The organism is Labrenzia sp. ATLA3, from assembly GCF_057180185.1.
The window spans coordinates 420,877-444,735 of sequence record NZ_JBXUKV010000003.1 but is presented as its reverse complement, the minus strand read 5'-3'; the positions used below and the strand labels follow the sequence as shown (position 1 = coordinate 444,735).

At 60.9% G+C, this 23,859-nt stretch carries 25 protein-coding genes; 13 read left to right on the top strand and 12 right to left on the bottom strand.

What is annotated here, in order from left to right; translation table 11 throughout:
• Nucleotides 1–128 precede the first annotated feature (128 nt).
• Nucleotides 129–905: a methyltransferase domain-containing protein gene (locus tag AC2A6O_RS10000; protein ID WP_498926682.1), complete on the top strand. Its 777-nt coding sequence runs from the start codon at nt 129–131 to the stop codon at nt 903–905.
• A 264-nt stretch (nt 906–1,169) separates the two neighbouring features.
• On the opposite strand, the gene metW is transcribed toward AC2A6O_RS10000, so the two are convergent.
• Together metW and metX are read right to left on the bottom strand one after the other, a co-directional pair.
• The gene (gene metW / locus AC2A6O_RS09995; protein ID WP_148585727.1) at nt 1,170–1,802 is read right to left on the bottom strand and encodes a methionine biosynthesis protein MetW; all 633 of its coding nucleotides are present in this window, start codon (nt 1,800–1,802) and stop codon (nt 1,170–1,172) included.
• Between the two features lie 4 nt (nt 1,803–1,806).
• Nucleotides 1,807–3,009 carry a homoserine O-acetyltransferase MetX gene (metX, locus tag AC2A6O_RS09990; protein ID WP_148585726.1) on the bottom strand — a complete coding sequence of 401 codons (1,203 nt, stop codon included), beginning with the start codon at nt 3,007–3,009 and terminating at the stop codon, nt 1,807–1,809.
• 218 nt (nt 3,010–3,227) lie between these two features.
• Here metX and AC2A6O_RS09985 point away from each other — a divergent pair, with 218 nt between their 5' ends.
• The 3 genes from AC2A6O_RS09985 to AC2A6O_RS09975 are packed head-to-tail and all read left to right on the top strand — an operon-like array spanning nt 3,228 to nt 6,185.
• Complete coding sequence (locus AC2A6O_RS09985; RefSeq protein WP_498926679.1) at nt 3,228–4,100, top strand: chorismate mutase; 873 nt, start codon at nt 3,228–3,230, stop codon at nt 4,098–4,100.
• Entirely contained in the window at nt 4,097–5,233 is a 1,137-nt protein-coding gene (gene hisC, locus AC2A6O_RS09980) for a histidinol-phosphate transaminase (RefSeq protein WP_498926677.1), read from the top strand. The genes AC2A6O_RS09985 and hisC overlap by 4 nt, the downstream gene beginning before the upstream one ends.
• Before the next feature lie 7 nt (nt 5,234–5,240).
• Complete coding sequence (locus tag AC2A6O_RS09975; RefSeq protein WP_498926675.1) at nt 5,241–6,185, top strand: prephenate/arogenate dehydrogenase family protein; 945 nt, start codon at nt 5,241–5,243, stop codon at nt 6,183–6,185.
• Nucleotides 6,186–6,291: 106 nt separating this feature from the next.
• On the opposite strand, the gene AC2A6O_RS09970 is transcribed toward AC2A6O_RS09975, so the two are convergent.
• Nucleotides 6,292–7,197, bottom strand: a complete 906-nt coding sequence (locus tag AC2A6O_RS09970; protein ID WP_498926673.1) for a polyprenyl synthetase family protein — start codon at nt 7,195–7,197, stop codon at nt 6,292–6,294.
• A 144-nt stretch (nt 7,198–7,341) separates the two neighbouring features.
• Between AC2A6O_RS09970 and AC2A6O_RS09965 the strand changes: the two genes are divergently transcribed.
• The 4 genes from AC2A6O_RS09965 to AC2A6O_RS09950 all read left to right on the top strand — a co-directional run bounded on the left by AC2A6O_RS09965 (nt 7,342) and on the right by AC2A6O_RS09950 (nt 10,270).
• Nucleotides 7,342–8,562 carry a class I SAM-dependent methyltransferase gene (locus AC2A6O_RS09965; RefSeq protein ID WP_498926671.1) on the top strand — a complete coding sequence of 407 codons (1,221 nt, stop codon included), beginning with the start codon at nt 7,342–7,344 and terminating at the stop codon, nt 8,560–8,562.
• A 55-nt stretch (nt 8,563–8,617) separates the two neighbouring features.
• A complete protein-coding gene (gene mtgA, locus AC2A6O_RS09960) occupies nt 8,618–9,292 on the top strand; it encodes a monofunctional biosynthetic peptidoglycan transglycosylase (RefSeq protein WP_209001236.1) in 675 nt (224 codons plus the stop codon).
• Between the two features lie 181 nt (nt 9,293–9,473).
• The gene (gene rpmF / locus AC2A6O_RS09955) at nt 9,474–9,659 is read left to right on the top strand and encodes a 50S ribosomal protein L32 (protein ID WP_006936667.1); all 186 of its coding nucleotides are present in this window, start codon (nt 9,474–9,476) and stop codon (nt 9,657–9,659) included.
• Between the two features lie 188 nt (nt 9,660–9,847).
• Nucleotides 9,848–10,270: a hypothetical protein gene (locus AC2A6O_RS09950; RefSeq protein ID WP_148585719.1), complete on the top strand. Its 423-nt coding sequence runs from the start codon at nt 9,848–9,850 to the stop codon at nt 10,268–10,270.
• 210 nt (nt 10,271–10,480) lie between these two features.
• On the opposite strand, the gene AC2A6O_RS09945 is transcribed toward AC2A6O_RS09950, so the two are convergent.
• The gene (locus tag AC2A6O_RS09945) at nt 10,481–11,122 is read right to left on the bottom strand and encodes a septation protein A (protein ID WP_148585718.1); all 642 of its coding nucleotides are present in this window, start codon (nt 11,120–11,122) and stop codon (nt 10,481–10,483) included.
• Between the two features lie 139 nt (nt 11,123–11,261).
• On the opposite strand from AC2A6O_RS09945, the gene AC2A6O_RS09940 reads away from it, so the two are divergent.
• Nucleotides 11,262–12,005, top strand: a complete 744-nt coding sequence (locus tag AC2A6O_RS09940) for a DUF3299 domain-containing protein (protein WP_498926668.1) — start codon at nt 11,262–11,264, stop codon at nt 12,003–12,005.
• Nucleotides 12,006–12,319: 314 nt separating this feature from the next.
• Here AC2A6O_RS09940 and phbB read toward each other — a convergent pair whose 3' ends face one another.
• Both phbB and AC2A6O_RS09930 read right to left on the bottom strand, forming a co-directional pair.
• On the bottom strand, nt 12,320–13,048 hold the full coding sequence (phbB, locus tag AC2A6O_RS09935; RefSeq protein WP_148585716.1) for an acetoacetyl-CoA reductase: 729 nt from the start codon (nt 13,046–13,048) through the stop codon (nt 12,320–12,322).
• A gap of 115 nt (nt 13,049–13,163) precedes the next feature.
• On the bottom strand, nt 13,164–14,345 hold the full coding sequence (locus AC2A6O_RS09930; protein WP_148585715.1) for an acetyl-CoA C-acetyltransferase: 1,182 nt from the start codon (nt 14,343–14,345) through the stop codon (nt 13,164–13,166).
• A gap of 295 nt (nt 14,346–14,640) precedes the next feature.
• On the opposite strand from AC2A6O_RS09930, the gene phaR reads away from it, so the two are divergent.
• Entirely contained in the window at nt 14,641–15,234 is a 594-nt protein-coding gene (gene phaR, locus AC2A6O_RS09925; RefSeq protein ID WP_148585714.1) for a polyhydroxyalkanoate synthesis repressor PhaR, read from the top strand.
• A gap of 19 nt (nt 15,235–15,253) precedes the next feature.
• Nucleotides 15,254–15,766: a GNAT family N-acetyltransferase gene (locus AC2A6O_RS09920; protein ID WP_498926665.1), complete on the top strand. Its 513-nt coding sequence runs from the start codon at nt 15,254–15,256 to the stop codon at nt 15,764–15,766.
• Between the two features lie 79 nt (nt 15,767–15,845).
• Here the strand turns inward: AC2A6O_RS09920 and AC2A6O_RS09915 are convergent, their stop codons facing one another.
• Complete coding sequence (locus AC2A6O_RS09915) at nt 15,846–16,277, bottom strand: GlcG/HbpS family heme-binding protein (protein ID WP_148585712.1); 432 nt, start codon at nt 16,275–16,277, stop codon at nt 15,846–15,848.
• A gap of 134 nt (nt 16,278–16,411) precedes the next feature.
• On the opposite strand from AC2A6O_RS09915, the gene ggt reads away from it, so the two are divergent.
• Both ggt and AC2A6O_RS09905 read left to right on the top strand, forming a co-directional pair.
• The gene (gene ggt, locus AC2A6O_RS09910; protein ID WP_148585711.1) at nt 16,412–18,007 is read left to right on the top strand and encodes a gamma-glutamyltransferase; all 1,596 of its coding nucleotides are present in this window, start codon (nt 16,412–16,414) and stop codon (nt 18,005–18,007) included.
• A gap of 107 nt (nt 18,008–18,114) precedes the next feature.
• On the top strand, nt 18,115–19,500 hold the full coding sequence (locus AC2A6O_RS09905) for a multicopper oxidase family protein (RefSeq protein WP_498926662.1): 1,386 nt from the start codon (nt 18,115–18,117) through the stop codon (nt 19,498–19,500).
• A gap of 15 nt (nt 19,501–19,515) precedes the next feature.
• Here AC2A6O_RS09905 and AC2A6O_RS09900 read toward each other — a convergent pair whose 3' ends face one another.
• The 5 genes from AC2A6O_RS09900 to AC2A6O_RS09880 form a co-directional block, all read right to left on the bottom strand.
• Nucleotides 19,516–19,836 (bottom strand): hypothetical protein, encoded by a 321-nt coding sequence (locus AC2A6O_RS09900; protein WP_498926660.1) that lies wholly within the window; start codon nt 19,834–19,836, stop codon nt 19,516–19,518.
• Between the two features lie 512 nt (nt 19,837–20,348).
• Nucleotides 20,349–20,621, bottom strand: coding sequence for a hypothetical protein (locus AC2A6O_RS09895; protein WP_148585736.1), 273 nt, complete (start codon nt 20,619–20,621; stop codon nt 20,349–20,351).
• A gap of 324 nt (nt 20,622–20,945) precedes the next feature.
• Nucleotides 20,946–21,602: a 3'-5' exonuclease gene (locus AC2A6O_RS09890; protein WP_498926658.1), complete on the bottom strand. Its 657-nt coding sequence runs from the start codon at nt 21,600–21,602 to the stop codon at nt 20,946–20,948.
• 18 nt (nt 21,603–21,620) lie between these two features.
• Nucleotides 21,621–22,148, bottom strand: coding sequence for an MAPEG family protein (locus AC2A6O_RS09885; protein WP_498926656.1), 528 nt, complete (start codon nt 22,146–22,148; stop codon nt 21,621–21,623).
• 109 nt (nt 22,149–22,257) lie between these two features.
• On the bottom strand, nt 22,258–23,688 hold the full coding sequence (locus AC2A6O_RS09880) for an alanine/glycine:cation symporter family protein (RefSeq protein ID WP_498926654.1): 1,431 nt from the start codon (nt 23,686–23,688) through the stop codon (nt 22,258–22,260).
• Nucleotides 23,689–23,859: the final 171 nt, after the last annotated feature.

Genomic DNA, 23,859 nt, shown 5'->3' with positions numbered 1-23,859 from the left:
CCTGCTGAGATCTGTTGGTTGGAGTGCAGACTGTCAAAGACAGGGACGAAGGGCAAGGCAAGAGATCTTGCGCTTACACACCGTTCCATGTTCAATCGCCGCGACCCTTCTTGATCGAGTCAGGCTGAATGTATCTCGACGTCGTTCATTTGCGCGCCTTTTACGATTTGCCGCTCGGCAGGCTGCTGCGCAGCCTGATCGGGGGGCCAATTCGCAAGATGTGGCCGGACCTCACCGGCAAGGCACTGCTCGGCATCGGCTATGCCGGCCCGTTCATGCGGCCGTATCTCGACACGGTTGACCGAGCCATCGCGGCCATGCCCGCCCCGCAGGGCGCCGTTCACTGGCCGCGCGAGCGGGACAGTTCGTGCACCTTGGTGGAAGATCAGGATCTGCCGTTTCCGGATGCCTATTTCGACCGGGTGATGCTGGTGCATGCTCTCGATCACTGTTCGGATCCGGCAGCGGTGCTCCGGGAAGCCTGGCGGGTGCTGGTTCCGGGCGGGCGGCTGATCGCCGTCGTGCCGAACCGGCGCGGCCTGTGGGCGCAGTCCGAGCTTTCTCCCTTCGGCTATGGCCGGCCTTATTCGGGCAGCCAGCTAAAGGACCTTCTGAAGAGCTGCCAGTTCAATGTGACCGAGGACAAGGAAGCCCTCTTCATGCCGCCCTCGCGCGCCCGCACGATCCTGCGCGCAGCCCGAACCTGGGAGGGCATTGGCCGGCGCATCTGGCCCGCTTTCGGCGGTGTGCTGATCGTGGAAGCGGAAAAGGTCGTCTTCCAGAGCCTGCCTGTAGACGGCAAGAAAAGCCGTTTCCGGGTGCTGCGGCCGGTGTTCATACCGGAAGGCGTCGCCACCGGATTGAAACCTGTCAGGTCCGTTCATCGGCAGGTGAAGGTGGACTAGAGCTTGTGGTTTGGCTGTGGGTGCGGTTTTGCATTGTCGGCTGAACCCCCACCCCTAACCCCTCCCCACAAGGGGGAAGGGAATCCTGCCTTGCCGCAGACAAGGCCTTTAAATCAACATCAACCGCTGAATTGTGGCCTTACCGCATATGAGGTCTAGTCCCCCTCCCCTTTGTGGGGAGGGGTTAGGGGTGGGGGTCTGAATTCCGCAAAATCTTCCCTGAAAGTCCGGAAACCCCGCCTGCTGCCAGTTGATCCAGCCTGCTTACCGCTTCAGCAGAAAAACGGCCTGTTCGGCAACGATGTTCCACACCCACCAGGGGGCGTTGACCGGGATCTTGTTGCCTCTGCCGCTGAGGGCAACGGCCTTTTCGACTTTCGCATCCAGTTCCCGGCAGAGTTCGACGAAATCGCGCAGGGAGCAGAAGTGGATGTTCGGCGTGTCGTACCATTCGTAAGGCAGGTATTTGGTCACCGGCATACGGCCGCGGAACAGGAGCTGGGCCCGGTTGCGCCAATGGGCGAAGTTCGGGATCGAGATCACGACCTGGTTGCCGATGCGCAAGAGCTCGCTGACGACCTTTTTCGGCTCGCGGGTGGCCTGCAGGGTCTGGCTCAGGATGACGACGTCGAAAGCCCCGTCCGGATAGTCGGCGAGGTCCTGGTCGGCATCGCCCTGGATCACCGACAGGCCGCGGGCGACGCAGCGGTTGACGCCTTCCTGCGACAGTTCGATGCCGCGCCCGTCCACCTGACGCTCGCGCACCAGAAGGTCGAGCAGTTCGCCATCGGCCGATCCGATGTCGAGCACGCGGGCATTGTGCGGAACCAGCGAGGCGACGACCTTGTGGTCGCCGCGCACAGCGCCGGATAGGGTCTGTCTTGGAGCCAGGTTCACGGGATCAGACCTCCTCGCCCGGTGCGGGCAGGCCGCGGGCGTGTGCTGCACCGGTGATGAAGCCGGAAATGGTCTGGAACATCTCCGGCACGTCCAGCAGGAACGAATCGTGGCCCCAGTCGCTCTCGATCTCGACGAAGGAGACATTGGCCGCCGCAGCGTTGAGCGCCTTCACCACGCGCCGGCTTTCCGTCGTCGGGAACAGCCAGTCGGAGGTAAACGACATGACGCAGAAACGCGTCTTCGTTCCCTTGAAGGCGTTTGCCAGAGAGCCGCCGAACTGATGCGCCAGGTCGAAATAGTCCATCGCCCGGGTGACATAGAGATAGGAATTGGCGTCGAACCGGTCGACGAAGGTCATGCCCTGGTGGCGCAGATAGCTCTCGATCTGGAAATCCGCGTCGAAACCGAAGGTGACATTTTCGCGGTCCTGCAGGTTGCGGCCGAATTTCTGATGCAGGGATTCGTCCGACATGTAGGTGACATGTGCTGCCATGCGGGCGACCGCCAGACCCTTGGTCGGCCGTTGCCCTTCCTGCAGGTAACTGCCGCCGCACCAGTTGGGGTCAGCCATGATCGCCTGTCGGCCGACTTCGTGAAAAGCGATGTTCTGGGAGGTGTGCCGGGCTGCTGCAGCAATGGGCACGGCCGCAAACACACGCTCGGGATAGCTGGCTGCCCATTGCAGTACCTGCATGCCGCCCATGGAACCGCCAATGACCGCAAACAGCGTGTCGATGCCCAGATGATCGACCAGGCGTGCCTGGGCCCGAACCATGTCGCGAATCGTGATTACGGGCAGCGCCAGACCATAGGCCTGTCCAGTCTCCTCGTTGATGGAAGCCGGTCCGGTGGTGCCGAGGCAGCCGCCGAGGACGTTGGAGCAGATGACGAAATAATGGTTGGTGTCGATCGGCTTGCCGGGGCCGACCATGTGGCTCCACCAGCCGGGCTTGCCCGTCACGGGGCTTGTGGAGGCGGCATACTGGTCGCCTGTCAGTGCGTGACACACGATCACGGCATTGGACTTATCCGCGTTCAGTTCGCCATAGGTCTCATACGCGACCTGCCAGGGGCCAAGCTTTGCGCCGGCATCGAGTTCCAGCGGTTCTTCCGCCGGAAAGTGCACGAGCTTGCTTGACGGCCAGACTGCTTCGGTTGCCTTCAGATTCTCCGGGGTGGCTGGACGTGATGTGTCTGCGGACATGGCTCTAAAGAATTATCGGTTGTCCCAGGCTGGGAAATTTTCACACCGCTTGCGCGGGCGACGGTCCGCCGCCGGGAAACGGCAGATGCCTGCCAGAGCGGCCAGACTGGCGACCTAGCCGTGCCTGAACGCCCGAGTCAATGTTTTCTTTTGCCTTTGCGCTATCACATCCCTATGACTATGCGCCGCTGAACCCAAACGAAGGCCGGAGCCACCTCATGTCTCACTTGCCGGACAGCGGGCTGTCGCTGGACGACCTCAGGACGAGGGTCGACGAGATCGATGCACGCATCCACACCGCCCTGATGGAACGCGCCCAGGCCGAAGCCGGCATCCAGGCAGCAAGCCGCGCCTCAGGGGCCGCGGCCGCCCTTTTTCAGCCCGAGCGCGACGCCGATCTGATGCGCCAGATGGTGGAGCGTCACGAGGGCGATCTGCCGCTTGCGACCGTCGAACATATCTGGCGAGACCTCATTTGCGCCTGCACCAGCCTGCAGGCGGACACCGCCGTTCACCTGGACGGCAGCGCCGATCTGATCGAGATGCTCGATCTGGCGCGTTTCTATTTCGGCTTTTCCGTGGAGCTGGTCCCGGGAAGCGATGCTGCCGACGTGGTCGGCGCCGTGACGGCTTCAGCCTGCGATCTGGGGCTGGTGGCGTTGATCGACCGGGCGGAACTGCCCTGGTGGCGGGGCCTGAGCGAATCCGGCGCACTTGTGCGGGCACGGCTGCCTTTCGTCATTCTGGACGAGCGGCCTGCCGACCTTCCGGCGCTGGTGCTGGCCAAGGCGGACAGCATGATCGACAACGCGGATGTGGCGGTTTATGACGCCCGCTGGTCTGATCTTCTTCCGGGCAACCTGATGGACGAGGGCATTGAAGTGCTCAGTTTCTTCCGGTCCGCCAGCGGTGTCGACGCGCTGCTTGCGATTTCCGGCGACCTCACGGAAGAGGACGTGCGCGCTGCCTGCCTTGCGGCGGGCGCCGCACCGGATGTTTTGAGACGTGTCGGCGGCTATGCCGCGCCGATCGACGGCAATGGCGATCCGGACGACACATTTGCTGCCGAGGACGAGGAGCCTCAGGGATGAACGAGATGACGACAGTGACCGAAGCTGGCAAGGCAACCGCAAACCGTCCGCAGCCGCGGCCGGGTGTTCTGGATATTGCGGCATATGTTCCCGGCAAGTCCAAGGGCAGCCACGGCAAGACCGTGCACAAGCTCTCGTCCAACGAAACACCGCTCGGTACCAGTGACGCCGCACGTGCAGCCATTGAAGCCGTTGCCCGGAATCTTGAGCTTTATCCGGACGGATCCTCTGCCGAACTGCGCGCCGCCATTGGCGAGGTCTACGGCCTCAACGCGGATCGCATCATCTGCGGCTCCGGGTCGGATGAGGTTCTCAGCCTGATCGCCTATGGCTATCTCGGCCCGGGCGATGAGGCGATCTATTCCGAACACGGCTTCCTGGTCTACGACATTGCCATCCGCGCGGCTGGCGCGACGCCGGTGATCGCGCCTGAAAAAGACCTGACAACGGACGTCGACGCGATCCTGGCCAGGGTCACGGACAAGACCCGGATGGTCTTCATCGCCAATCCGAACAACCCGACCGGCACCTATCTGCCGTTCGAAGAGGTCAAGCGGCTACATGAAGGCCTGCCGGCCAATGTTCTGCTGGTGCTGGATGCCGCCTATGCGGAATACGTCCGCCGCAACGACTATGAAAGCGGCCTCGAACTGGCAGCGACGTCCGATAACGTCATCATGACGCGGACCTTCTCCAAGATTTACGGCCTTGCCAATCTGCGGCTCGGCTGGGCCTTTGGTCCGGCACATGTGATCGACGCGCTCAACCGCATCCGCGGTCCGTTCAACGTCAACGGCATGGCGATTGCCGCGGGCATGGCCGCCGTCCGCGATCGTGACTTCGTCACGCGGTCGATCGAGCATAACGACACATGGTTGCCGTGGGTGACCGCGGAACTCGAGAAGCTGGGTCTGAAGGTGACGCCGAGCGTCGGCAATTTCGTTCTGGTTCACTTCCCCGATGAGGACGGCAAGCGCGCGGCGGATGCCGACGCCTATCTGCTGGAACGGGGCTGCGTGCTGCGCATGGTCGGCAATTACGGACTGCCGAACTCGATCCGCATGACCATTGGCTCCGAAGAAGCGAACCGGGCCGTCATTGGCCACCTGAAGGACTTTCTGGAACAGAAATAAGAATCACATGACTGCTGCCCCCATTTTCGAGCGCATGGCCCTGATCGGTATCGGCCTGATCGGTTCCTCGCTTGCGCAGGTCGCTCGTCAGCGCGGCCTGGTCAAGGAAATCGCAATTTCCACCCGGTCCGAGGATACCCTGCAAAGGGCGAAAGAACTGGACCTGGGCGACAGTTATGCGCTCGACGCCGCCGTGGCTGTGGAGGGGGCCGATCTGGTGATCCTGTGCGCACCGGTGGGGGCCAATGAGGCCATTGCCAAGTGGATCGCACCCGCGCTGAAGAAAGGCGCGATCCTGACCGATGTGGGCTCGACCAAGGGGTCCGTCGTCGACCAGGTCAATCCGCATGTGCCCGAGGGCGTGCATTTCATTCCGGGCCATCCGATTGCCGGGACCGAGCAGTCCGGGCCCGATGCCGGGTTCCCGACGCTGTTCGACCAGCGCTGGTGTATCCTGACCCCGTCAGAAGACACCGATCCCGAGGCTCTGGAAAAGCTCAGCGCCTTCTGGCGTGCCTGCGGCTCGGACGTCGACACGATGGACGCCAGACACCACGACCTGGTGCTGGCCATCGTTTCGCATCTGCCGCATCTGATTGCCTACAACATTGTCGGCACCGCAGACGATCTGGAAACGGTCACCAAGTCGGAAGTCATCAAGTATTCGGCGTCCGGTTTCCGCGATTTCACGCGTCTGGCGGCCTCCGATCCGACCATGTGGCGGGACGTCTGCCTGCACAACAAGGACGCGATCCTGGAAATGCTGGCGCGGTTTTCTGAAGATCTTTCCGCTCTCCAGCGGGCGATCCGCTGGGGCGATGGCCAGATGCTGTTCGACCTGTTCACCCGCACCCGGGGCATCCGCCGCTCGATCATCGACGCCGGCCAGGAAACCGACGCGCCCGACTTCGGCCGTCATGCCACGGACAAGGCCGGCGCGCCTGCGGAGTAGTTGCGCTTGCCCGAACACGTCCAGAGAAGGGCGTATTCGGGCAATAGTCCCTGCAATTGATTTCAGCCCTGCGACGTCGCGGGCTATCAGACGCTTGGCGTTCAGATCAATTCGTTCGGTTTACGATAAAACCAGCAAGGGCGCTCAGGATCGCCGCGCGGCTGCCATAGGGCGCGAGCAGCGTTTCCGCTTCCTCGACCAGCCGGCCAAGCTCAGTACGCGTTCTGTCAGTGCCCCAGAGCCCTACAAGCGTTGCCTTGCCGGCTTCCGCATCCTTGCCGGTGGCCTTGCCCATCGTTTCCGCACTGGCTTCCACGTCCAGAAGGTCGTCTGCCAGCTGGAAAGCAAGGCCGATCACTTCGCCGAAACGCGTTAGTCGGTCGATATCCGCTTCCGGTGCATCCGCCAGAATAGCGCCTGCCCGGCAGGCGTAGCGCAGCAGCGCGCCGGTTTTCATGGATTGCAGCTGGCGGATCTCCGCCTCGGTGCGCTCGCGGTGCTCCGACTCCAGATCGAGCATCTGCCCGCCCGCCATGCCGCCGATGCCGGAAGCGCGGGCAAGTTCGCGCGAGAGCCGCAGGCGCACCGCTGCATCTGTATGCACAGCCTTGCCGGCGATCACGTCGAAGGCGAGCGTCAGCAACGCATCTCCGGCCAGGATAGCGGTCGCCTCGTCATAGGCCTTGTGCACGGTTGGCTGGCCCCGGCGCACATCGTCGTCGTCCATGGCTGGCAGGTCGTCATGGACCAGCGAATAACAATGAATCAGTTCCAGCGCACAGGCAGCCTGCAGAATGCCGTCATCTGTCCGTCCGAACAGATTGGCCGTCTCCATCACCAGAACCGGCCGCAGACGCTTGCCGCCGTTCAGCGCGCCATGGCGCATGGCGGCTAGCAGTCGTGGGGGGCGCACGGTTTCAGCCGGCAGAGCCTGGGCGGCCAGAAGCGTTTCCAGCGTGGCCTCCACGAACTTGGCCTGGAAAGTCAGATGCTGGTTTGGGTCAAGGGTCACGATTGGCTCCGGGACGGATCGGCAACATTTTCAAAGTCCGGGTTTCCCTGAAACCAATTCTCTGTATCGTCAAGGCTCGAATTTGAAAAAATGCCGGAGCGACCTGGCCGATCTTTTTAAACTGACCCTTTTGGAGAATTTTTCATGAAACTGCTGTCGAGCCTTTTGCGGTCCTTCATCAAACGCGGGCGTATGCGTGTGATCGATGTTGCGGGCGCCGTGCACGAATTCGGATCGGGCGAGGATGGCCCGACAGTGACCATCCGACTGCACGACAAGAAGCTCTACCGATCGCTCTTTCTCAATCCGGAGCTGGCCGCGGGCGAAGCCTATATGGACGGCACACTGACCATGGAGGAGGGATCGACCTGCTACGATTTCATGTTCCTGTTTTCCATCAACAGGGCGCCGCTTGGGGCCAACCCGGTGCAGGGTATGCTTCGCAAGGGCTGGAAGCTTTTGCGGCGTCGCCAGCAGCAGAACAGCGTTGAGCGGGCAAAGTCGCAGGCGCGGCATCACTATGACCTCTCGACGGACCTCTACCGCCTGTTCATGGATGAAGGCCTCAACTACAGCTGCGCCTATTACACCTCACTGGACGACACGCTGGAACAAGCCCAGGCGGCCAAACTGAACCATCTGGTCGCCAAGCTCGACCTGAAACCAGGGATGGAGGTGCTGGAAATCGGTGGCGGCTGGGGATCGCTCGCCATCCGCATGGCTCAGGCCGGTGCAAAGGTTACCTCACTCAACGTCTCGCCGGAGCAGGTGAAAATTGCCGAGGAACGGGTGCGTGCCGCCGGTCTTCAGGACCAGGTGACATTCGTTCTGAAGGATTACCGGGAATTCAAAGGCCAATTCGACCGGATCATCTCGGTCGGCATGATGGAACATGTCGGCATCGGTCATCTCGATGAGTATTTCGGCCAGATCCGCAATTGCCTGACCGAAAAAGGCTATGCGGTCGTGCATTCCATCGGGCGCATGACTCCTCCGGGCACGACGGGGCCGTTTATTCGCAAGTATATTTTTCCCGGGGGCTACGTTCCGGCGCTGTCGGAAGTCTTTGCGTCTACCGAACGGCTCGGGTTATGGGTTTGCGATGCGGAAATCCTGCGACTGCACTACTACTACACCATTCGCGACTGGCGCGTTCGCTTCGAAAACAAGAGGGCGATGGCCGCTGATCTTTACGACGAAACTTTCTGCCGTATGTGGGAGTTTTATCTCTGTGCGGTCGAACTGGGGTTCCTGCACGGCTCCAACATGGTCTTCCAGCTCCTCCTGTCGAAGGAGAGGGATGCCGTTCCGATTGTCCGCGACTTCATTGTCGATAACGAGCGGGAACTGAATGGTAAGGGTTAAACCTGCAACGGGAGGAAAGACAGGCTCTGGAGGGCCGTCCGGACGCCGCCGTGGTATGTTCGGTGTTATCCGCAGACGCTTGTTGCAGTTGCTGCTGGTTCTTGTCCTGCTTCCGCCGGTCCTTACCGTGCTCTATTCCGTTGTCCCGCCGGTCTCGACGCTGATGATCGGGCGGTACGTCCAGTTCCTGTGGGTCGACCGGCAATGGGTGCCGCTCGATCAGATCTCGCCGAACCTCGTTCGCTCGGTGATCACGTCGGAAGACAGCGGCTTTTGCGAAAATGATGGTGTCGAGTGGGATGCGCTACAGGATCAGGTCGAAGCGCTGAGCGATGGCGAGAAACCGCGTGGAGCCAGCACGATCACCATGCAGACCGCAAAGAACCTGTTTCTGTGGGGCGAGCGGTCCTACATTCGCAAGGCGCTGGAGCTCCCGCTGGCCTTGATGCTGGATGCCATCCTGTCCAAGAAGCGGATCCTGGAAATTTACCTCAATATTGCCGAGTGGGGTGAGGGTATTTTCGGCGCCGAAGCAGCTGCGCAGGCCTGGTTCGGCAAGAGCGCCAAGGACCTGACGCGCACCGAGGCTGCCAGATTGGCGACAGCTTTGCCAAATCCGCGCGGCCGAAACCCCGCTAAACCCGGATCCGGACACCGCAGACTGGCCGGTACGAATCTGGCGCGCGTGAAGGGCGCAGGGTCGATTTTCGGCTGTGTTCTGGGGAAATAAGCAGGGGTGGATAGCGCTTTGATCCGGGCTGTTCTATGGAGACCAAGAATTTTTTCTCTATGGGGTGGCAAAACGTTGGCGTTGCCTGTATAACGCCGCGCATTCCAACACGCTGCGTGACGCCACGCCCCGGGCTAACCCGGTCCGGGCCGCGCTGTTATGGACCACGGAGAAAAACAAAATGGCCGTTCCAAAGAGAAAAACCTCGCGCTCCAAGCGCGGTTTTCGCCGTTCCGCGGACGCCCTCAAGCAGCCGACTTACGTCGAGGACAAGGATTCGGGCGAACTGCGCCGTCCGCATCACGTTGACCTGAAGACCGGCATGTACCGGGGCCGTCAGATCCTTTCCGCGAAAGACGACGCATAACACCCGCATTCTTCTTGAATGCAGGTTGCGTCCGGATCGGATCGCCGCATGGCAAAACAAGATTGAGGCTGGCCTTGTTTCGACGGGCCGGCCTTTTTCTTTTCTGCGCCTTGAATTGGCTTTCAAGATCGTGTCAGCTCGCTGCGATTTCCGCCCGCTTCGGGCGGCCTTGATACCGGGAGCCGTCCATGCGCCTTTTCTCCGCCCTTCCTTTCACGCTCTTCTCGCTGCTGATCTACAACGCCCTTGCTTTCACGGCAGGCGCGGGAGATCCTGGTTTCTGGGCGCAGCCGGTGATCACCATTCAGATGGTTTCCGGCGCGACATTCGAGCTTCTGGCGAGCGATCTGCTCATCACCGTCGGACTTTTGTTTCTGTTCATCGAAATTCTGAAGGCCACCCGCATCGGCACGACAGCCTTGCTGGACCACATGTTCTCGGTGCTGGTGTTCGTCGCCTATCTGGTGGAGTTTCTGGTGGTGCAGCCCGCGGCGACGTCGCTGTTCTTCATCCTGATGGCGATTTCCCTGATCGACGTGATCGCCGGGTTCTCGATCTCCATCACCGGTGCGCGGCGGGACGTTTCCTTCGGCCATGGGGACATCCACTAAGCGGACGTCACCTGCTGCGCGGTCATGCCGGACACGTGAGACGCAGTCGACCGTTTATCCGGAATGCGGATCTGGTTTGCGCCTTGGACGCACTGAAATCTTGCAGAACATGGGGTCGCTTCGCGCACGCCGATATCCGGTTTCCGGATCGGCGGGCAGCGGACTGCCGCATTTGCCCGCACTGAGAGGCGAAGCGCTAAACCGGAAGGGTCAGGCGTCCTTGTTGTCGTCGACAACCGCGTGTTTCTGGATCAATGGCAGCTGGGTCAGGGTGAAGATAAGGGTGATCGGCATGATGCCGAAGACCTTGAAGCTGACCCAGAAATCGGTCGAGAAACTGCGCCAGACGATCTCGTTGATCGCGGCAAGAATGAAGAAGAACACGCCCCAGCGGAATGTCAGCTTGCGCCAGCCCTCGTCCGTCAGGTGGAATGCGCTGTCGAAGACGTAGCCCAGCAGGGACTTGCCGAACAGCAACCCGCCCAGCAGGACCGTGCCGAACAGACAGTTGACGATGGTCGGCTTCAGCTTGATGAAAAGTTCGTCGTGCAGCCACAGCGTCAGAGCGCCGAAGACAAGAACCACCGCGCCGGACACGAGCGGCATGATCGGCAGCCGCTTCGTCAGCCACAGCGACACGACCAGCGATACGGTGATGGCCACCATGAAGGCTGCGGTTGCCAGGAAAATCGGCTTGCCGACTTCCTGCAGAACGGGAAAGGCGGCGGCGATCTGTTCGCCGCGGGCATTGAACAGGAAGAACACGCCGAGCGGTCCCAATTCCAGCGCCAGCTTCAGAAGCGGCGAGAGTTCCTTGCGGGTCGGGTCGTTCGGAGCGTGTTCGAATTCCATGTTTTTACGTTATCCTGTTCAGGAAGTCTGATTCCGGACATAGGTGATGGAGGGTGCCAGGGTCAAGGACCCCGGACCGATTCGGAAAATAGAGCCGGAAATTTTCAGGGCCAGTGCAGAGAAACCGGGAAGTGCGAATATGAAACGCTGGATGCTGTGCCTCGCCGCCGCGCTGCTGTTTACGGCGCCGGCCTTCGCGGCGATGCCTGTCCGCTGGGACCAGCTCAAGGATCCAAAGGCCGCAGGCTATGAGGACCCTTATGCAGCGCTGAGCGGCTCGGAACTGCGGTCGCTCGGCACGGTGCTGCGGCTTCGCCAGCAGCTGGACGAGTTGGGTGCGGCCGATGCGGACCGTTTGACGCTGGAGCAGCGTCTGCAGCAGGAAGAAGCGCTGCTTGCTGCTGCCGGAGTGCCGACGGAGCAGTTGTTGTCGCAACGCTTCGAGGTTGCGAAAAAACGGGCCGCAGCGGCGCTTGCCGGCAATTCGGCACTGGCCGGAAAGGACATTGAGATTACCGGCTACGTGATCCCCGTTCAGGAGCCCGGCAGCGATCAGGTGGTCGCCGGCTATCTGGTTCCCGAACAGGGCATGTGCAGCCACATGCCGGCGCCCGATCCCAACCAGATGATCCGCTACCGGCTGTCGACGGGCTGGCGGGCGGAATACGTCTACGAACCGGTCCGGCTGACCGGGCGCCTGTCCCTGAAAACAACCCGCCAGGAAATCACGCTCCTGGACGGTCAGGTCGATATGGTTGCGGCGTTCGAGATGGAGGTCACCGGTGCCCAAAGGCTGGACGAACAGTCAGCCCCCAATCCGATGAGCCGGATCTGGAAATTCTTCAAGGGCCCGGTTCCGGAAAACTCCTGGAAGCACCCATGAACGGGCGCCGTAACGGGCGCTTTTTGGAATAGCCGCGTGATCGCTGAAATTCGTTCGTCTGAGGTGACAGGCTGAACTACGCGGAGGATAGAAAGTCGGAAGCCTGTTTGCCGGTGCAATTTTTCCTGGCTTCACGAGAGAAAGCCTGGGAGTGGAGCTATTATAAACGTGGCTTTGTTCCCGATCAGAGGGCTAATCGTGGCTGGCTCCAGCATCTCTGTTTCGTCCGGGATCAAGGAGAGTAATGGTCTTGAAACAGCAAAAAAGAAAGGCGCCCGAGGGCGCCTTTCCGTGGTTCTGGTTTTGCCGAAGCCTCAACCGTTGGCGATGTACTGGCCACCGTTGATGGTCATCACCGCGCCGGTCATGAAGGCGGCTGCGTCAGACGCCAGGTAGACGACCGTCTGGGCGATTTCCTCCGGATGGCCAAGGCGGCCGACCGGGATGCCGGAAATGATCGACTGCAGCACCTTTTCCGGCATGGCGGCAACCATGTCGGTGTTGATGTAGCCCGGGCAGACGCAGTTGACGGTGATGCCCTTGAAGGCGTTTTCCTGTGCCAGTGCCTTGGTGAAACCGATTACGCCGGCCTTGGCGGCGGAATAGTTCGCCTGGCCCATCTGGCCTTTCTGGCCGTTGATGGAAGAGATGTTGATGATGCGGCCCGAGGCGCGTTCACGCATGCCGTTGATCACCGGCTTGGTCATGGTGAACATGGAATCGAGGTTCGTCGACAGGACTTCGCGCCACTGTTCGAAGCTCATCTTGTGAAACATGCCGTCACGGGTGATGCCGGCATTGTTGACCAGCACTTCCACCGGACCCAGTTCGCTTTCCACCTGGGCAATGCCTGCTGCGCAGGCGTCAGGATCGGAGACGTCCCACTTGAAGACGTGGATGCCGGTTGCGGCCTTGAAAGCCTCTGCCTTTTCGGTGTTGCCGGCATATGTGGCCGCCACGGTGTAGCCTGCGTCTTTCAATCCCTGCGAAATTGCTTCGCCGATACCGCGTGTACCACCCGTGACCAATGCGACCTTGCTCATTCCAGTTCCTCCTGACTTCCAATTCCGGGCCCTTAGGGCTCCTTGAGATCAATTCAGTCGTGTTTGCTGTTCCCGATCATGGCCGGGTAACCCGGCCATGATTTTTCCTGGTCGATTAGCGTTCCAGGCACATTGCGACACCCATGCCGCCGCCGATGCAAAGGGTTGCAAGGCCCTTCTTGGAGTCGCGGCGGTTCATTTCGTGCAGCAGGGTCGTCAGGATGCGGGCGCCGGATGCGCCGATCGGGTGGCCGATGGCAATCGCGCCACCATTCACGTTGACGATGTCCGGGTTCCAGCCCATGTCCTTGTTGACCGCACAGGCCTGGGCCGCAAAGGCTTCGTTGGCTTCCACGAGATCGAGATCGGCAGCGGACCAGCCGGCTTTTTCAAGCGCCTTGCGCGATGCCGGGATCGGACCGGAGCCCATGATGGCCGGGTCGACGCCTGCGGTTGCCCAGGAGGCGATGCGGGCAAGCGGCGTCAGGCCGCGCTTTTCGGCTTCGGCAGCGCTCATCACCAGGATAGCGGCAGCGCCATCGTTGATGCCGGAGGCGTTGGCGGCGGTCACGGACCCATCCTTGGCGAAGGCCGGGCGCAGCTTCGTGACACTATCCAGCGTCGCGCCGTGGCGGATGTATTCGTCATCTTCCACAACACGCTCCGAGCGGCGTTCGACGACGGTCACCGGGGTGATCTCATCCTTGAACCTGCCGGCCTTCTGTGCAGCTTCCGCCTTGTTCTGGGAGGCAACGGCGAACTCGTCCTGCTGCTCACGGTTGATCTGCCACTTCTCGGCGACGTTCTCGGCGGTCTGACCCATATGGTAGCCGTTGAAGGCATCCCACAGGCCGTCCTTGATCATGGTGTCGATCATCTTGAAGTCGCCCATCTTGTAGCCGGAGCGCATGTGAGCGCAGTGCGGCGACAAGGACATGTTTTCCTGGCCGCCTGCCATCATGATGGTGGCGTCGCCGGAAATGATCTGCTGCGCCGCAATGGCGACGGTGCGAAGGCCGGAACCGCAGACCTGGTTGAGCGTCCAGGCCGTTGCGCTGTCGGCGATGCCTGCCTTGATGGCTGCCTGGCGCGCCGGGTTCTGGCCCTGACCGGCCGTCAGAACCTGACCGAACACGACTTCGTCGATGTCACCGCCGTCGACGCCGGCTTTTTCCATGGCTGCCTTCATAACAATGGCACCGAGGTCATCCGCCGGGGTATTGGCAAAAGCACCATTGAAAGACCCAACGGGCGTGCGGGTCGCACTGACAATGACGATATCGGTGAAAGCGCTCATCATACTCTCCAGACTTGTGGTCAATTGACCGTAGTGGACTGGTGCCGTTACGGCATCAGTCGAAGCTTATTATGCTTGGACTAGAAACTGTGGTGGGATTTGTGTCAACAGTAACACTTCATATCGATGGCGTGTTTTCGCATTTGCGGCATCATCCTTTCGTCAGTGCACATAAAAAGGCTGGCACGATCCGACACGATTGGCTTAGTCTCTAACACGGAGGAGATGACAGGCCTGCGAAAGCCTTGTCGTCAAATGGGAAACGAGCCAAAAGGCTGATAGGCGGAATTCACGGATGGCCAAGACCAACGAGCCGACAATCATCAAGAAATACGCCAACCGGCGGCTGTATAACACCGGCACCAGCACCTATGTCACGCTTGAAGACCTGGCGGTGATGGTGAAGGGGGAGGAGGACTTTGTCGTCTATGACGCAAAGAGCGGTGAGGACATCACCCGCTCGGTCCTGACCCAGATCATTTTCGAACAGGAAGGCAAGGGGCAGAACCTTCTGCCGGTCACGTTCCTGCGTCAGCTGATCCGCTTTTACGGCGACAGCATGCAGGGTCTCGTGCCGAGCTTCCTGGAGTATTCCATGACCTCGCTCACCAAGGAGCAGGAAAAGCTGCGCTCGCAAATGAGCGATGCTTTCGGCGCGACGGCGTTCGAGGCCATTGAGGATCAGGTCAAGCGGAACACGGAAATGTTCGAGCGGGCCATGAAGATGTTCATGCCCTTTCCGGCCGGAAGCCCGGATGCAACTGCTGCGTCTTCCAACCAGGCGAGCACGTCCAAACCGGCAAAGTCCGGTGGCAGCGATCTCGACGAGATGAAGCGCCAGCTGGAAGACATGCAGAAGAAGATCAACAAGCTCAGCGAAAAACCCTGAGGCGTTCAAGACGTCTGACATGAGCCGTGATCACGCTTTTGGGAACGTCACCATTGTTGCGCTTGGCGACGAACCTGCGGTTTTGGACGTTCTGGAAGCCTGGTTCATCGACGAATGGCCCGGCTGGTATGGCCCTGATGGGCAAGGCGAAGCGCGGCAGGATCTGGAGCAATGCCTTCAGCCCGCTGCCCGGCTGCCGCGATGTCTGGTTGCGCTGGACACTGGTGGCAGGCCGTTGGGCACGGTTTCGCTTCGCGATACCTCTCCAGGATCGGACCTTTATCCCGGAGTCTGGCTGACCGCGCTGCTGGTGCATCGCGATTTCCGGAAAGCCGGGATCGGCGGAGAGCTTATTGCCGCCGCCGAGAGACAAGCAGAACAGCTCGGGTTTCCGGAAATTCTGACTGCGACGGCAACTGCCCGTTCGCTCGTTCTCAAGCGGGGTTGGCTGCTGGTCGAAACGCTGCAGCCGGAATCAGGGCCTTTGGGCCTCTACCGCAAGGTTCTGGCTGCCGATTGCCCCCCAGCCTGAAATGAAGAGACCGACCAACCCAGCCTTATCCTGAAACGCACAGTCAATTGTCAGGATGAGGCTGAGTGGAGGCGCTTTTCTAGCCGCAGTCGGCGACCAGGCCGACGGCGGCAATACCAGCCACAGCGCAGGCTTCGTCGTTGTCGGAGGTGTCTCCGGTGATGCCGACGGCACCGAGGGTTTCGCCTTCGTCGTTCTTCACCAGAACACCGCCAGGCACCGGAACGATGGCTCCGCCAGATACTCCGTTCAGCGCATTGACGAAATGCGGACGGGACTCCGCGTTGGCATTCAGCCACCGGGTGCCGGTGCCGACCGCCAGCGCACCAATGGCTTTGCCCGTGGCAATCTGCGGACGCATGATCGAGGATCCGTCCTGGCGCTTGAGCAGGATTGCGTGGCCACCGGCATCGAGAACAGCAACGGTCAGCGGCTTCAGGGACAGCTCGGCCGCCTTTTCAAACGCGGCTGAAATGATGGTCTCTGCCGTTGATAATGTCAGTTTGCGCATTTTCCTACTTCTCCTTAAGGTGCCGGCCGCGATACCGATTTGCTAACAGAAGGCTGTAGTGGGGCATAGCCGGTATTCCCGAGAAGCTGTTAGTGCGATTCGGAAAGAAACATACTTCGGGCAGGAGAAATTCAGTGAAGCGTGATTTTCAGGCTCCGGGCCGGTCCCCGGTTTTTGCGCGAGAAGCTGCGGCCGCTACCTCGCATCCCCTGGCGACGAGTGCGGCTCTGGAAGTGCTTCAGTCTGGCGGCAATGCAGTTGATGCCGCCATCGCGGCGGTTGCTGTCCAATGTGTTGTCGAACCGCATATGACCGGTATCGGTGGCGACTGTTTTGCCATCGTCATGGAGCCGGACGGCCGCCTGACGGGGTTCAACGGCTCGGGCGCTGCTCCCCGTGCCGCAAAGCCGCAAAAGCTGGCCGAACTGGGCGTGAAAGAGATCACGGACGGCTCGCCGCACGCGGTGACCGTTCCAGGCGCCGTTCGAGCCTGGGAAACGCTGCTGAAGGCCCATGGCACCAAGAGCTTCAAGTCCCTGTTCAAACGGGCCATTCAATATGCCCGGGACGGTTTTCCGGTGGCGCCGCGTGTTGCCAGCGACTGGGCGGGCGAGGTTGACAAGCTCCGGGCCGACGAGATTTCGGCCGCGCGCTACCTGATCAAGGGTGAAGCGCCGAAAACCGGCACGATCCTCAAATATCCGCATCTTGCAGACACCCTGTCGGCGGTTGCAGAGGGCGGGGCAGACGCCTTCTACTCCGGCCCGATTGCCGATGACATCGTGAGTGCGCTGGCGTCTCGCGGCGGGCTGATGACACATGACGATCTGGCCTCCTGCCACACGACGGCCGTATCGCCCGTCTTGAGAGACTACAAGGGCCATACGGTGGCCGAACTGCCGCCCAACGGCCAGGGGGTCGTCGCGTTGATCATGCTCGGCATTCTGGAGCGGTTCGACCTGGAAACCCTCGATCCGTTCGGCCCGGAACGCTTCCACCTGGAAATGGAAGCGGCGCGTCTGGCCTATGGCGTACGGGAGCAGTTCATCACCGATCCGGGTTACATGGATGTGTGTCACACACGGCTGATCGGTTCCGACTATATCGATCAGCTTGCCCGGCAAGTCTCACCGACCAGCCGGATGGCCTCCGTTCCGTCAAGCGCACTGGCCCCGCAGACCGACACGGTCTATCTGACGATTGTCGACAAGGATGGTCTTGCGGTGTCCTTCATCAATTCGCTGTTCAGCAATTTCGGCAGCGGCATCGTCGCTCCGGAAACCGGTGTGTTGCTGCATTGCCGCGGCAAATCATTCCGGGTTGAGCCCGGGCATGCCAATACCATCGACGGCGGCAAGCGGCCGATGCATACGATCATTCCCGCGATGGTGCTCAAGGAGGGCGCGCCGTTCCTGTCCTTCGGTGTGATGGGCGGCCACTACCAGGCCTGCGGCCATGCGCATGTGCTGACCAACATCGTCGATTACGGCATGGACGTGCAGGCAGCCATCGATTTCCCGCGCATGTTCTTCGATATCGCCAACCACGAGCTTCAGGCGGAAAGGCTCGTGCCATCGTCCACGCTGGACGGATTGCGTGCCCTTGGCCATACCGTCGTGACTGCGAACGGCCCGATCGGGGGATCTCAGGCGATCATGATCGACAAGGCCCGGCATCTGCTCACGGCGGGGTCTGATCCGCGCAAGGATGGACATGCCGCGGGCTATTGAGGTGTCGTCGGCAGGCCACCTGGCCGCGTCAATTTGAACCTTGTGATTGCAGCCACGCGGGTGTTTGGTGCGCTTGGACGCGCCGACTATCAAATGAGGTTTTCAAAATGCCCGGATTTTCGAGGCGGGAGATCCTGCTTGGCGGCGCCGGAGCGCTGACCGCGTTTGCGGCTGGCGGGCTTGGCGCCAGACAGGCGCTGGCTGCCGAGCACAGCCTGACCCTTTCCAATCTCAGTCATACCGTGCTGCCGGAAACGGTGACCGCGGACATGATGAGCTTCAACCCCGGTGGGGCGCCCCCTGTCCTGCGATTTCGCAAAGGGCAGACCACCACCATCGACGTTCACAACGCGCTTGATGAAGCATCGACGGTGCATTGGCACGGGCTCAGAATCGCCAACAACATGGATGGCGTTCCCTATCTGACGCAATATCCGATCGACGCCGGAAACTCCTTCCGGTACGAGTTCACACCACCGGATGCGGGCACCTTCTGGTATCACCCGCATTGCAACACGTTGGAACAGATTGCCCGGGGGCTGACCGGCGTGATCGTGGTGGAGGACGAGGAAGACGCGGGTTTCGACAGCGATTTGCCGCTCAACATCCGCGATTTCCGGCTGGGAGGCGACGGCCAGTTTATCGCCTTCTACAAGCCCCGGAACGCGGCAAGGGGTGGCACGCTGGGCACCGTTTCGACGGTCAACTGGCAGCCTCAACCTGTCTATGAGCTTGCCGCCGGCAGCCTCGTGCGCCTGCGTCTAGCTGTCACCGACCTGACAAGGGTCGGCACCTACAAGATCTCCGGTGCGGATGCTCTGGTGATCGCGCTGGACAGCAATCCGTTGCCGCAACCGGTGGCGATGGACGAAATCGTGCTTGCACCCGGCCAGCGCGCGGACGTTGCCCTGCGTGTGCCGGACAGCGAAGACCAGGTCGCCACGCTTGTTCTGAAAAAACCGAATGGGGACAAGGTGCTGGCAACGTTTCAGCCAAAAGGCGCGTCCGCCGGCAGAGACCTGCGCGAGTTGAAATCCCTGTCACCGAACCCTGTGCCCGTAGCGGATCTTGCCAACGCCGAGGTTCTGGATTTCGTGTTCGGCTGGTCGCCGGGCGGGGATGCGCCGCAGGCAAGCATCTGCGGTTCGCTTGGCTATACCTTCTGGTCGATCAACCGGGTTGCCTGGGGTGGGGATGTGCCGGGGCCGTTCGATCCGCTGGCGACCTTGCGCCATGGCAAGTCCTACATCCTGCGTTTCAGAAACGAGACGCCGAACGATCACCCGATCCATCTTCACGGAATGTCGTTTCAGTTGCTGCGGTCGAACAAGCGAAAGCTGCCGCCGCTGATCACGGATACGGCGCTGCTTCTGGAAGAAGAAACGATGGAAGTGGCGCTCGTCGCCGACAATCCGGGCGACTGGGCGTTTCATTGTCACGTGATCGAACACCAGAAAACCGGCCTGGCCGGTTTCCTGCGTGTTGAAGCCTGAGTGCCTTCTGGCAGATCAGGCAGACAGGGAAATGGTATAGGCGCGTTCTTCGCCATCGTCGGCGGCGGATGTATATTGCGCGACGTGCCGCCGGCGCTCCAGCCAGGTTTCCTCATCATATACGTCACCCGCCAGAAGCTGGGTGGCGTATTCTGCATGTGCGCCGTGATAGGCATCGCGCTCCGGGGCCTGTGCAGCGATATGTGCGGGGACGGCATCCAATGCGCCGAACAGGCCGTAGGAGGCGGACCCTGACCCATTTTGCCCGGCAGGTGCCGTTACCGGCTTCTGCCGGATGCGCATGGGATGGATGGCGGATACGGGTCTTATTTGCATTTCAGTCTCCGGGGTGGGCCAGTCCGTGGCCAGTCTTTCGGAGGTCCGGGGAGTCCGGATCTGTTCTCCAATATAGGGTGCCCGGCAACAGAAAAACGTGACGCGCGTCACATCTTGTCGAGTGAGCTGTTTGCTGGCTGCTCTTCAGGGATAACGGCTGGATTCCGATTTTGTTCCCGGCTGCCGTCATTTGGCATGGTGCTTCAATCCGGGGTGTCTGCAGTTCCCCTCTGACAAGCCTCCTTCCCCTCATCCTGAGGAAGCGCGTAAGCGCTGTCTCGAAGGATGGGCCACCTGCGACCGAATTTGCCGCCCATCCTTCGAGACGCGCGCAAGCGCACTCCTCAGGATGAGGTTGATGGGAAAGAGAGCGGGTGGGAAGGCAGGGGGCGAGCGAGAAGGCAAGTCGCGCTCACTTAAAGCTGGCGGTGCCAAATTCAAAAAAATGCCCGGAGCTATGCCCCGGGCCGAAGGTATCCAGTGGTACATCTGGAATTACAAAACGGGTTGCTCTAGCGCTCGGTCTTGAGCAGCCGGCCGGCCGGCCGCAGGCGTGGCAGCGCGGCGGTGGCTCGATAGGAGTTTACGCCGGTCAGAGGTTCTGTTTGCCTGCGCAACCTTGTGTGAAGCTCTGCATCGCGTGCCGCGATGAGGTGGGCGAGAAAGATGGAGTTCGGACGGTAGCGCTCGGTGAAGGTAATCTGTTCGCGCTCAAGCTCCGGTTCCACTGGAACGGGGAGTTGCGCGGAATAGGTAGCCTGACGCTCGGATTCCGTCTCTCCCACGGAGGGACGCTTACGCCTCACTTTGGCACGACCTGCAGATGAAACCGGGTTAACTCGCACGATTTAACGCCTCTTTGTTTCAGAATGGCACGCGCTGGGCGGCCTCACCTGAAACGTCGCAATCACCGTGCCACGTTAACGTCTTGTTAACTTTTTGTCCGCAGAAAACCGCCGTTTCCCATTAATAATCGTTAACGTGGTGGCGCAAAACCGGACACTTTTCAGTGAGAAACGGGGATAGCGGTGGTAACCGTGGCAAGCCAGTTGCAGCCGGCGGGCATCCCTGAGCGCGCGGGGGAATCGGATCTGGGGTGCGAGTGAAAGTCAGCCTGAGCGGTGCGCCTGCAGTTCCGGCGGCCGGACCGTCAATGGCAGAGTGAAATCGTCCGCACTCAGTTTTTGCGTTCTCAGAAGATGCTGCAGGCTCACGGCAACCGAAATGGCGTCATCGAGAGCGTCGTGCTGCCGCCCATCCGGCGTCGAGAAGCCGAAATATTCCGACAGCCGACCGCTTGTCATTCTGCTCATGTCGGCAACGGGAGTGCCTGCATTCAAGACGAGGCCGATCGCGTTGCCGAAGCGATGGGCGGGGATCGGCGGGGTAACACCTTCAACATAGGAGCTGATGGCCAGAAGGGTCAGTTCATCCTTGCCCCAGGACCAGAAAGTCGCGCCATCGGAAAAGGCCGCAAATCTTGCCAGCGCGTCGCTGTGTGCAACGCCTTCACGGTCAATGTCCGCCTGGGTTATTCCGGTCAGTTCGGTAAAAAACGGGTCCACCGTCGGCTGCGCGCCGAACCTGTCTCTCGGTTTGATCAGCACCTTGAAGGTATCGAGAATATCATGTCCGTCCTGAAGGGAGAGTTTTACAGCGCCGATCTGGGCGACGTTCGGATCAGGATCCAGCGGGCCGCACCACTGCCGGCTCATGGCGCCGGGCGCGGTCAGATATTCGCAGTCGTAAATGATCGCCTGATGCATGGAAAAGGATCCGCCGGGTCAAGGAAAAGAGAAAAACAGGGCTGCCAGAAACAACAGAACGGTTGAGTAGAAGGTGAGTGCGAAGCCGAAGGATCTGGCAGCGGCCCCTTGTGCGTAGCCGCGCCAGAACAGTGCGCGCCCGCACCAGAACAGGAGAGCGGCGGCAGGCAAGGCGCCGAGATAGCCAGCCGGAGCCAGCGCCGCGAAGGCGAGATAGGTAAAGGCGGCCAGGGCGGTCTGTTCCAGCGTGTTCTGCAGTACAGCCTGTAGAACCTTGGCCTTGGTGGTGCCAGACGTCAGTCCGCTGCCATCGATGTCTTCAGGGGTAAAAAAGCGATGCCGTGCCAAGATGCCGATCGACAGTAGCAGCCAGAAGACGCAGGCAAGCAGGCATTTGGCGGCCAGGGCAAGGCGCGCCTGTGGCGAGCCGTCGGGCAGCCATTCTGGCGGAAACTGAAAAGCGCCCAGGGCAAGCCCGGTGGCCGCAACGATCACCGCTGCGATCATGCCCTTCAGGACACCATGTTGTTTCGCTGTGAGGGGCATCCTGCTGCCTTCAGATGCTGTGCCGACACAGGCAGGGGACCACACCCGGCTTCAAAAGGGAAGCGCGGCCAGACAGCCGCGCTTCCCGATGGATCATATTCTTGGCCTGTCAGTCCGGTGCCTTGCCGGTCCAGGCGCTGCGGTCGATATCGAGATCCGCGAACTTGTCCGGGTTCAGCACAGGCCGGGCGACGCCTTCCCGGAGCTGGCTCTTGAAGTCGTCCAGGATCCGCTTGGCCGTTGGAAACAGCATCATCAGCGCCAGCAGGTTGACCACGGCCAGAACCCCCATCAGCGGGTCCGAGAAGAAGAACACCGAGGTTGCGCTCGGCGCTGTCGCCCCCAGGAAGACAACGCCCATGACGGCAACCCTGAGAACATGCAGTGCCATGGTGCTGGAGGTCATCGAGCTGAGTGCATTCTCGCCGAGGTAGTAGTTGTAGATGATGGAGCTGAAGGCGAAGAGAAGCACTGCACCGGTCAGGAAATAGCTCGTCCAGTCTCCCAGGTGGAAGGCAAGCGACTGCTGGGTCAGAACAACACCGTCAACATTTTCTGCGCCCGGCACATAGACATCGCCAAGCAGGATGATCAGCGCCGTACAGGTACAGATGATCATCGTGTCGATGAAGACCGAGAATGACTGGGTGATGCCCTGGCTGATCGGATGGCGGACTTCCGCCGTCGCCGCGACGTTGGGAGCCGAGCCGAGGCCGGCCTCGTTGGAGAACAGCCCGCGCCGCAGCCCTTGCGCAAGCGCGGCGCCCATGCCCCCGCCGACCACTTCTTCCAGGCCGAAGGCGTTCGAAACGATTGTTGCGATGACACTCGGCACTTCGGTAATGTTCAGAAGGATGATCAGCAGCGCCATGCCGATATAGCCGACGGCCATGATCGGCACGATGACGTCCGCTACCTTGGCAATGCGGTGAATGCCGCCGAAGACGATCAGGCCGGTGATCACCGTCAGGCCTATGCCGGTCCAGAGACGGCCGATCCCGAGGCTTTCTTCCGCCGCACCGGCCACGGTGTTGCCCTGAAAGGCGTTGAAGCCGAAGGCGAAGGAAGCCATCAGGCAGATGGCGTAAAGCACCGCGAGCCAGCGGTAGTCCGCACCAAGGCCGTGAATGATGGTGCGGGCCGGACCGCCGCGATAGGTGCCGTCACCGGTAGACCGCTTGTAAAGCTGGGCGAGGGAACATTCGATCAGGCTGGTTGCCATGCCGACGAGGGCAACGGCCCACATCCAGAAAACCGCGCCGGGTCCACCGAGCGTAATGGCCACCGCAACCCCGGCAATGTTGCCACCGCCCACCCGGCCGCCGACGGACAGAAGCAGCGCTTCACGGGCTGAGATCGCATTGGGGTCGCCGGACTGGTTCTTGGAAGACAGCACCCGGAACATCCGCAAGAAGAAGCGGAGTTGCACGAAACCGGTAACGACCGAGAAAAAGACGCCAATGACAACGAGAAATGGGATAAGTGCCCACCCCCATGTCAGGTCGCCGATAAGGGCGAAGATCGCCTCGACAAACTGCATGGAACCAACCCTCCTTTTTTGTTCCGCAAGGCTGACGAACGGGCAGCCCCGCCAGAAGTGAAAGGGTAGGCTTCAATTTCCGTCGTTTGCAATAAAAAAGAGAAGGGTCTGAATCTGCAGCTTTGGATTGCCGGATGGGTCTGCAAGCGCCGGACAACAAAAAACGCGGCT